We start from the raw sequence: 9,436 nt of genomic DNA on the forward strand, positions 1-9,436 counted from the left end.
ATTTTGATAACATTCAACGCGCGATTCAAATTGTTACATTTGGCTGGGTGATATTAGGATGCTTTTAGCATTAGTTGCTGATTTTAAATACCTTACCTATCCCAATAAATCATATTGAGAAGACAAAAAAGCCCTGATGTCGCGAGCTACATCAGGGCTTTGTTACTGTGTTATCAATAAATCAGCGGGCTAGTATTACAAACCGTTGATGTACTGATCAACCGTTGACTCTGGCACCATAGTGGCAAGCTCTGATTTAACGTTTTGGTTGCCTTGTAGCAATTGCTCAAACTGTTTTATCAATGCCAGCTTGTCTGGTGAGACTCTATCGCCTGCCCCAATGTTGGTTAAATCAATCATGAAGCCGTCAAATAAATCAGCTAAATCGTCAACGATATCCATGTTCAAGAATTGGTCTTGATTATAAATACTTGGGTAACCTGCTTTTTGCTTATCAATGGCAAAAGAGTCACCTTTTAAGTTTTTAATGCTGGTGGATTTATCACATGACAACATACAACCATTATCAATTCGTGGTTTTTCACAGCCAACACTTTGTTGGAAGAAGCATTGTCTGCTGGCCATTAACAAAATTGGATGATAAATGCTGTAAAGCATTTTAAAGTCTTTAGGTCGGGCTAATTGCTTCATTTGTTGGCGGTTAATTTCATTTGAAATAAACGCACCGCTACAATCAAAGCCTTCTTTTAAGGCTAATAAAGCGTATGAGTTGGTGGTATTTAAAAATGGTCCAGCAATCCATTTAACACCTAGCTTTTGGGCGTGATAAGCAATACCTGTATTGTTAGTTACGATAAGCTCAGGTTTTACTTGTTGTAAAATATTAAGCGCTGCATCGTAATCTTTACCAATCAATACTGGCGGGAACCATGGAATTAAGCGTGGGTTTTGCTTGAAGAATTCCACATATTTAGTGCAGCCACGTTTATAGGCATCTGGCAGTTTGAAATAAATATCAGCATCGGTTGCTTGGGCTAGTGCCACATCCGCTTCATCACAAATCAAAATAGATAACTGTGGCTGGGCTGTTTCAGCGTCAGCTTTTACTGCCACTTTAGGGTGGCGTTCAAGTTTTGGTAACTCAACCGTTGGGATCACTTCAATGCCATCGTTTAAATAAGCTAACAGCTGATTTTTAAGGGTGGTGATCTCGCGATATGGAATACTTAAGCCATCTGCTAAAGCACTGCAATCTAAGCTGATTAATTCATAATTGGCGTTATTGATATTTTTAAAACGCTTTTCAATGGCTTCTTGGTCAACACTGAGTTTTTCGCTTGGCAGCATACTACTGCTTGAATGCAGCACTAAGGTTTGCTGCTCTGCCGAGGCCAGTTTACTGCTCATTTGTTCAGTGGTAACAGTCAGGCTTAAGGGCTGACCTTGTTCACTGGCAAAGGCCAATGATAGCTTGATTTTCTCAATACTTAAGTGGGCAATTTTATCATCCACAGAGGCATTAATTTGCTGCTTATCGATTTGCAATTGCTGCTGGGCATCGTGGATTTGCACCACTGAAATCGACTCACCTTTTTCTGCTTTTAATTGGTCAACCAAATGATTTTTAGAGTTATCCCGTGGGTTATCAATAAACATTGATTGGTTTAAATCGCCGCGTAAAAAGGCGTTGGTAAAGTCGCGGTTAAATACTTTATATAAGCGCTCGCCATCTTGGGTCAATTCACCTGTTTCAACATAGCCATCAATTTGCTTACGGAAACTATCAATCACAGTATGTACGTAACTGGCACCTTTAATACGGCCTTCAACTTTAAATGAATACACTCCAGCTTCAATTAACGCCGGTAGGTCAAAAAAGGCGGAGTTATCTTTAATGTTTAGCGGAAAATTATTACCTGATTCAGTGGTTTCATACTCTTCACGACAAGCTTGGCTACAGCGGCCTCGGTTACCTGAGTTACCCGCGCTGGCTGAGGTTGAGTAACATAAACCTGAAAACGCCACACATAATGAGCCATGGACAAACACTTCAAGGAGCATGTCATGCTCGCGGCCAACTTCTGCAAGGGTAGTGATTTCACGTAGGTTTAATTCACGAGATAAGTTCACCCGCTCTGCGCCTAAATGCTTTAAAAACGGGATTTGGCCTGCATTGTGGGTGGTTAACTGGGTTGAAGCGTGAATAGCTAAAGTCGGAAAATGTTTTCTCAGTACATACAGTAAGCCCAAATCTTGCACAATAACGCCGTCTAAGGTGGTATTTACCAACTTATTAAGTAACTTCATTAAGGTTTTAAATTCTTGCTCAAGAATAACGATATTCAAGGTTAAGAAGATTTCGCAGTCGTACTGATGGGCAAGTCGAATGATCCCAACCAATTGGTCAAAAGAAATATTAGCAGCGCGATTACGAGCGTTAAAGGTATCTAAGCCGCAATAAACAGCATCTGCACCAGCAATAATTGCGGCTTTAATCGCCTCGACATCACCGCCAGGGGCTAATAATTCAATCTTAGGTTTCATGTTTTAGACTTGCTCCGTTAATTTTAATGCAGGGATGTTACCCGTATATTTTACTAATGAATATGGTTAAAGTAGATAATTAATTAGCCAGTGTGCATATATGTAGTTGGGATTAACATATAACAATGAATAAAATCATAGATTTACCTGTACTCTATTCTCTAAGGAATTGCCCCTTTGCCATGCGAGCAAGAATTGCCATTTATAAGTCAAATCAGCCTATTTGGCTTAGAGATATTGTATTAAGTGACAAACCCGCTGAAATGTTAGCTGCTTCCCCTAAGGCCACAGTGCCGGTGATCGTGACCCCAAAAGGGCAGGTGATAGAAGAAAGTTATGAAGTGATGTTGTGGGCATTAAGCCAAAGCGATCCTGATGATTTACTGTTTGCCACTGACGCCTCTAAATTTGATTCGATGCTTGCGCTTATCTATCGTTTTGATAGTGAATTTAAGTCCTGCCTTGAAAACTACAAATGCGCCAAACGCTATAGCGAATCAAATATTGTGGAATGTCGTCTGGCCTGTGAAGTCTACCTACAACAACTTGAGCTGTTGTTATCCGAGCATGAATTTTTGTTTGCGGATCGTGAGAGTTTAGCTGATATCGCATTGTTACCTTTTATCAGGCAATTTGCCCGAGTAGAGCGGCAATGGTATTTGCAGTCGCCATATCCACATGTAAGAGCATGGCTTAATGCTTATCTGCAAAGCAAAATGTTCAGTAAAGTGATGACTAAATATCCTCTATGGCTTGAAAGCCGACAAGATGTAATATTTCCTGATTAACACTTTTAGCTGCTATTGAGCGCATAGTTAAAAACAAAAAGTTAAAACAAAAAGCCCGCAAATGCGGGCTTTATCTGTAGTTAACACAAGTGCTTAAAGCACTCATGTTAAACCAGTTGAGCTAATATAAGTGCTAATTAAAGCTCTACGTTAATCCACACTAAACGGTGGTCTGAAGACAGCCACTTTCCGCCGCCCTTACTTTTACCTGTACCAACACGTTCGTCATTCATCATCAAACGACCTTCTTCAAAAGTCGCCGGCCAGAACACCCCTGAGTCAGTGACATTTAAATCACTTGATGGAATAACATGGTCTAAGCGTAAACCTGAAGTACTGGTTACCGCATCTGGGTATTTAGTGTCCCAGTTTTCAGGTTTACATTCGCCGTTAGACAAACACTCTGGTCCGCCTAAGCTACTTGGTGCGTAAATTCCGTGAGTAGCAAGTTGGTTAACTTGATCGCTATACATTAAGTCTTTAATGGTATCTAAATAGCCGTCACCGCTTTCTGGATCGGCATTTAGATCACCTAAGATAACGAATGAGGCGTCATCTTTAAGGCCACCTTTTTCGCCTTCGTCATCATAAATGTAACTACCATCTCCAGAGGTGTAATCGTCCCAGAACTTAATCTCAGCGCGGTTAAGTGATTTATTGTTATCCGTCAGCGTGTCAAAAACAGGTGGTGTTGGATGAGACAGTAATAAGTGAATCACTTTGTCGCCATCTGCTGTAGGAATAATAATAGGCGCATCAACGTGGTTTTTTGATGACAAAGGTTTGTCAGCCCAAGCGTCAGCACTGTACCACTCATCGCCACAAGCCATTCCTTCCGGAATTGGATTGTTTTCATCGTCACAATTAATAATTGTTGGGTTAGTTTCACCAGGCATATCCTTCCATTTAAAATCTTGGAATGTGCGGATATTATCTGTATCAATTGGGTATTGAGACAGTAAGCTGAATGCATATTGACCGTGGTATAAACCGAAGCCCCAGGCGTCATTAGGTAGCGCTATTTTGCCATCACGGTTTAAATCGTGACCACTTAATAGACCTGTGTTTGTAGCGAAGTTTTCAAAGTAACCAAATTGAATAGGCTCAAGCGCTTTGAACTCTTCTGCTGTAGAGCCATTGGCATTTTGTGGTACTGAAAGGTAGTTTAAGCGGAAACCTTGAATCGCTTGCTGGTCTTCTGCTGTGCCGTCATTGTTGAACTCGCCCATCCATAAAACTGCTGGACGTTCTGTTTGGATAATGGCTGCAACATTACGGATTTGAATGACTTTTTCAGCTAAAACGAGTTCATCTTCAGCAAGTGTGCCTGCAAACCATTTCTCCATGAGTTCATCTTGTGCAGCAACGGTAAGCGTCATCTCTGCTACAAGATCTGTGAAAGTGCTTCTGTCAAAAGATAAGTTATAAGCACCGATACGAACATCTGTGGTTTCAGGTGTAGGCTCGCCTGGGTAGTAATTATTAGTTTCGTCATTGCAACCAGCAAGTAAAGCAACACTCACTGCCATGGCAGCAGCTGTTTTTAACACTTTCATTTTTAACCCCATTATTATAAATATATGCCTCCTTTCTTGGAAGCTAAGGGATTTTAAACACCTGAAAAGCTGGCTAACAAGTATAAATTGAAGTTGTGACTAGCTTGTTGCCACAGGGCTTTTTATTTTAAAGTTACGTTTCGCGCTTGGTGTTATTGTGTTTTTGTTTGGTTGTATTTGTTGGGGTTTATCAGCAGTAACTAAACTGATACATACTGACATTAGCTTTTAGTATGCTAGCGTATAAGCGAAACAAAGCGCTTTAATGAAAACTACTTTCACTTTTAGATGCTGACTTTAAAACTCAATGAGCTGCTAATTAATATTTTTTAGCTTATGTGACAATAAATAATGTAAATTTCCGGCTGCTTATTCAGCAGCGCGAACGATTTAATTAATGATTTTAGGTTGCACCATCAAGTGCCTGTCATTTCCCTATTTTGTAAAACATATAAAGAGGTAAATCATGAGTCGCTTGTTTTCTTCTGATAGCAAACAACAACATCAGAGCCAGCTAGATAGTAAGTTGCCAGATGCTAGTAACAAAGTGCCTTTAGGGAAAAAGATCTTCGGCTGGTTAAAGCAAATCGTCATACTGATTGTGTTCGTGATGGTCATTACGGGTTTAATGGATTTATGGCGCGGCAAAGACATTCAGCATGATAACTTACCTGAATTACAGGGAGTAACCCTTAAAGGTGAAAGGGTCGATGTATTGGCGATTAGCCAAGATAAGCCGGTGTTGGTGTATTTTTGGGGAAGCTGGTGCCCAATATGCCGCACAGTAAGCCCAGCCGTTGAAACCATGTCGGCTTATTATCCGGTGATCAGCGTGGCAATGGCGTCAGGCAACAATCATGAAATACAAGCTTACCTTGATGATAAAGGCTATAGCTTTGAAGTGATAAACGATCAGCAAAGTGAACTCAGCAATGACTGGTCGGTACAAGTCGCGCCAACCATTATGGTATTTAATAAAGGTAAACTCACATCCTATACAACAGGGATGACTAGCGTAGTGGGCCTGTGCTGGCGCATGCTGCTGGCATAATTTAGTTGTTGATAGCTAATCAGTTGTAGATAGTTAATCGGTTGTAAATAGTAAAAGCTCCCAAAGCAAAAGGTTCGAGAGCTTTTATTATGATATTTAAAACGAGTTAACAGAGATCTTTTATGGTGGTAGAGCTACCATTATCCATCACTGAACGAATACCATTATCGCGTGATGCGACACTGGCATACATCTGACTGGTACCAATAATTTGATGATTAGCCGCTTTAAGGTTGAAATAGGGCTTATCATTTTTAGCGGTTTCTTTAGTGAATTTATCTTCGCTTTGAGAATTGACTTGCACCGAGGCGATACCATTATTAGCGCCACTTTTAGCGGCATATAGCTCACTGGTCAGTATCACCTCGCCATTGCCAGCCTTTAATGCAAACTTGAACTGACCATTATTGCCTTTGCTTAACTCGAACCATCCAGACATAACACGCTCCTAATTACAGTGCTCGTAGTACATATAGTTAGTGCATACCAAAAATAGTATGCACATATGTTTTATGAAATTAAGTCTAGTAAAAAGAACCTTTAACGGTAGCAACTTTAGTTGGAGTTTCAGCAATAAAATGGAAGGTGCTTGAGCGTTACAAACTTGAACTGAAAATCCGAAGGATAGCGAACGATCAATAAAAAATATGGTCTCCCCACAAGTGAGTTTGGTTGACTTTAACCAAAGTTAACCATTTTTAACTAAATACTATTTATCAATATGTTACATCAAATTTGTTACTTTTGACATTAACCAAAATTACTGTAAATTAGTCAAAATTAACCCTCGTGGTGACACAGGGGTGACACAGAATCGTGTTAAGTATTGAGGCTAAGTCATTATGGAACAAGAAATACCTTTTACAAAACGTACTTTAGAAAAACTAGAAAAGCCTACAAAACGCTATAAAATTTACGATATAGGCCATAAAAGCTCAGTAAAAGGGCTATATATTGATGTTCTGCAATCAGGCAAAACCATTTTTCGCTTTCGTCGCAAGCACTTAGGTAGAGCCGTCACTATCTCCCTTGGCGATTTCCCCACCATTACTATTGAAAACGCACGTAAATTAGCCCTAAAACATGCGGCAAATATGTCTCAAGGGCTTAATCCTAATGAAGAAAAAAAGAAACAAATACATCAAGCAGAAGTAGAGCGAGCTTTGGCAATGAGCGTAGCGCAACTGTTTGAGGCCTATGTTGCAGAGTTTGAACTTAAGATAAAAACAGGTGAACGACGAGAAAAGTCACTTAGGGATATTGAAGCATTGTGGCGTAAGCACCTAGCACCTAAAATTTCATCCATTCTTATACAAGATATAACCCCTGTTGATGCTAGCAACCTACTAAAAAAATTAATCAGTAAAAATTCTGTGGCTATTCATAATAAATGTTTGTCACTATTAAAATCGATGTTTAATGAGCAAGAAAAAAATCCGTTTGCCAAAATTAAAAAACTAGCCGATACCAAAAGAGAGCGAATCCTAAATCAGTTAGAAGTAAAAAACCTGTTAGATGCGCTTAACCATGAACTACCAATCTACAAAGACGTGATTATGGTGTTATTGCTAACAGGCCAACGTAAAAGTTGTGTATTTACCATGGAGTGGAAAGAGATAGACCACCAACGTGGAATTTGGATAATTCCAACCAGCAAAATGAAAGTAAAAAAGCCCCATGCAGTGCCTTTAACAACTGAAGTGATGGAAATTCTTAAACGACGCAGCAACGAGGCTGACAAAGGCGAAAAATACGTTTTCCCAGCACCACGAACCAAATTAGGTCACATCACAGAAAAATCTGGCAAAGGTAGCTTTTGGTGGCGCATAACCGAAAGAGCTGGGCTAAGAAGTGACACAAAGGGCGAGAGTGTCACCATACATGATTTAAGGCGTACTATCGCAAGCTGGAGCGTCATGCGTGGCGGTAATATTCAAACTACTAGTAAGTTACTAGGCCATAGCGATATAGGCATCACTGCTAGCACCTATGCCCATTTGGACATTGAGCAAGTCAGGGTTGAGCTTGGGATTACTACAGCGCAATTACTGGGGACTGATAAATTAGAATCTAAGGTTGATAGATTACTACAAGAAATTAACCAGCTAACAGACAAAGAAAAGTCTGAACTTCTCATGAAAATTGCCACTCTAGGCTGATAGCTAATACTTAAAGCTTACATTACTCATAATCGTCAGGTCCACAGTTCAAGTCTGTGAGGGGCCACCAATTCAGATAAGGCGTAGCAGGTTAGTACTTGCTACGCCTTTTTCTTATCTGGCGTTCTGTGTAGCAAATATGTAGCAACTCATTTCTCAGTGTCCCCTAGCTAGATAGACTTTCAACAATATGCCCAATATCACGCATAAATTTTCATAATGCCTTCTAGTGGAGAATATTTTCAGTCAAAATACCTTTATTGACCAAACAAAAGTAGCCTAATTTAACTATGCCAAAAGTGAAGCTAAAATACGGAATTCGTGATGATAAGCTATTACACATTTTTGATGTTGAATCAGGATTGGCATGCTCTTGTAAATGCCCATCTTGTGGTGAACCCTTAGTTGCCAAAAAGGGGCTCAAACAAGAAAATCATTTTGCCCATAGTTCAGGACATGCTTGCCGCTTTGCAGCCGAAACTGCACTGCATTACAGCGCTAAAGAAATCCTATCGAGTCAAATGCAAGTTCAATTACCACCTGTCTATATAGATTTCAATTCAAATAAAGAAAGATATAAGATTTCAAACGCAAAAATGTTCACTATCGACTCGATAAAAATTGAAAAAGGCGTAGATGGATTCATACCAGATCTCATAGCTAATATAGGAGGGCGTGAACTATTGATTGAAGTTTGTGTGACACACGCGGTAGATGAATTAAAAAAAAGAAAAGTAGAAAGATTTGGCTGCTCAACAATTGAAGTAGACCTGAGTAAAGCACCAAGAGACATGTCTATAGAATCATTGACTGATTTAATAATTCATAGTGTCGATAACAAAAAGTGGATTTTTAACGCACGGTCAAAGTATGAGGCTGAACGTATGATGTCGCAGGCACGTACAATGGAAGTAACTCAACGTGGCTTCGCTTCACATATTGATTATTGCCCTATCAAAGCACGTGTTTGGCATGGTAAGGCTTATGCTAACTTGATTGATGACTGCTCATGCTGTACTCACTGCTTAGATGTAGATACTTTCAACGGGACTATCCAATGCAATGGTCACGTTCCTGAAAATAAATTATATAAGCCCAAACGATTTAAATAACTTATCTAGTTTACTCCAAGTGCATGAACTCACCTGTTATTTTTAAAGCGTAGTCTTACATTACTTGATTAAGTTACAAAATCAAGTATGCAATATTGTTTTCGATCATATTTCAACTTTACTAATTCCATGAACTAATTGTTGAATCTAAAACATTTCTGCCCCGATATGTGTTTGAAATGGATATCTCTCGAGGTTTAGTCATTTGTATTTACCCTCAATAATCTAATATCACCTTCAATAGAGTGGCCAAATTCGCTATACC

At 39.5% G+C, this 9,436-nt stretch carries 7 protein-coding genes; 4 read left to right on the plus strand and 3 right to left on the minus strand.

The features are described from left to right. Positions 1-195 precede the first annotated feature (195 nt). Complete coding sequence (locus tag BCU91_RS15860) at positions 196-2,505, minus strand: peptidase U32 family protein (RefSeq protein WP_102531876.1); 2,310 nt, start codon at positions 2,503-2,505, stop codon at positions 196-198. A 125-nt stretch (positions 2,506-2,630) separates the two neighbouring features. Between BCU91_RS15860 and BCU91_RS15865 the strand changes: the two genes are divergently transcribed. After that, positions 2,631-3,293 carry a glutathione S-transferase gene (locus BCU91_RS15865; RefSeq protein WP_102531877.1) on the plus strand — a complete coding sequence of 221 codons (663 nt, stop codon included), beginning with the start codon at positions 2,631-2,633 and terminating at the stop codon, positions 3,291-3,293. 137 nt (positions 3,294-3,430) lie between these two features. Here BCU91_RS15865 and BCU91_RS15870 read toward each other — a convergent pair whose 3' ends face one another. Then, entirely contained in the window at positions 3,431-4,849 is a 1,419-nt protein-coding gene (locus tag BCU91_RS15870; protein ID WP_102531882.1) for an endonuclease/exonuclease/phosphatase family protein, read from the minus strand. A 466-nt stretch (positions 4,850-5,315) separates the two neighbouring features. Here BCU91_RS15870 and BCU91_RS15875 point away from each other — a divergent pair, with 466 nt between their 5' ends. After that, a complete protein-coding gene (locus BCU91_RS15875; protein WP_102531878.1) occupies positions 5,316-5,900 on the plus strand; it encodes a protein disulfide oxidoreductase in 585 nt (194 codons plus the stop codon). A 106-nt stretch (positions 5,901-6,006) separates the two neighbouring features. On the opposite strand, the gene BCU91_RS15880 is transcribed toward BCU91_RS15875, so the two are convergent. Next, positions 6,007-6,339, minus strand: coding sequence for a YegP family protein (locus BCU91_RS15880; RefSeq protein WP_102438708.1), 333 nt, complete (start codon positions 6,337-6,339; stop codon positions 6,007-6,009). 403 nt (positions 6,340-6,742) lie between these two features. On the opposite strand from BCU91_RS15880, the gene BCU91_RS15885 reads away from it, so the two are divergent. After that, positions 6,743-8,059: a site-specific integrase gene (locus BCU91_RS15885; protein WP_102531879.1), complete on the plus strand. Its 1,317-nt coding sequence runs from the start codon at positions 6,743-6,745 to the stop codon at positions 8,057-8,059. Positions 8,060-8,349: 290 nt separating this feature from the next. Further along, positions 8,350-9,171, plus strand: a complete 822-nt coding sequence (locus BCU91_RS15890) for a competence protein CoiA family protein (RefSeq protein ID WP_102531880.1) — start codon at positions 8,350-8,352, stop codon at positions 9,169-9,171. The last annotated feature ends 265 nt before the right edge of the window (positions 9,172-9,436 follow it).

Source organism: Shewanella sp. 10N.286.52.B9, from assembly GCF_002873635.1.
GTDB lineage: Bacteria > Pseudomonadota > Gammaproteobacteria > Enterobacterales > Shewanellaceae > Shewanella.

What these genes read in the sequence shown, in the direction of transcription:
- BCU91_RS15860 (WP_102531876.1), bottom strand. Translation starts at nt 2,505, where the DNA reads ATGAAACCTAAGATTGAATTATTAGCCCCTGGCGGTGATGTCGAGGCG.
- BCU91_RS15865 (WP_102531877.1), top strand. Translation starts at nt 2,631, where the DNA reads ATGAATAAAATCATAGATTTACCTGTACTCTATTCTCTAAGGAATTGC.
- BCU91_RS15870 (WP_102531882.1), bottom strand. Translation starts at nt 4,849, where the DNA reads ATGAAAGTGTTAAAAACAGCTGCTGCCATGGCAGTGAGTGTTGCTTTA.
- BCU91_RS15875 (WP_102531878.1), top strand. Translation starts at nt 5,316, where the DNA reads ATGAGTCGCTTGTTTTCTTCTGATAGCAAACAACAACATCAGAGCCAG.
- BCU91_RS15880 (WP_102438708.1), bottom strand. Translation starts at nt 6,339, where the DNA reads ATGTCTGGATGGTTCGAGTTAAGCAAAGGCAATAATGGTCAGTTCAAG.
- BCU91_RS15885 (WP_102531879.1), top strand. Translation starts at nt 6,743, where the DNA reads ATGGAACAAGAAATACCTTTTACAAAACGTACTTTAGAAAAACTAGAA.
- BCU91_RS15890 (WP_102531880.1), top strand. Translation starts at nt 8,350, where the DNA reads ATGCCAAAAGTGAAGCTAAAATACGGAATTCGTGATGATAAGCTATTA.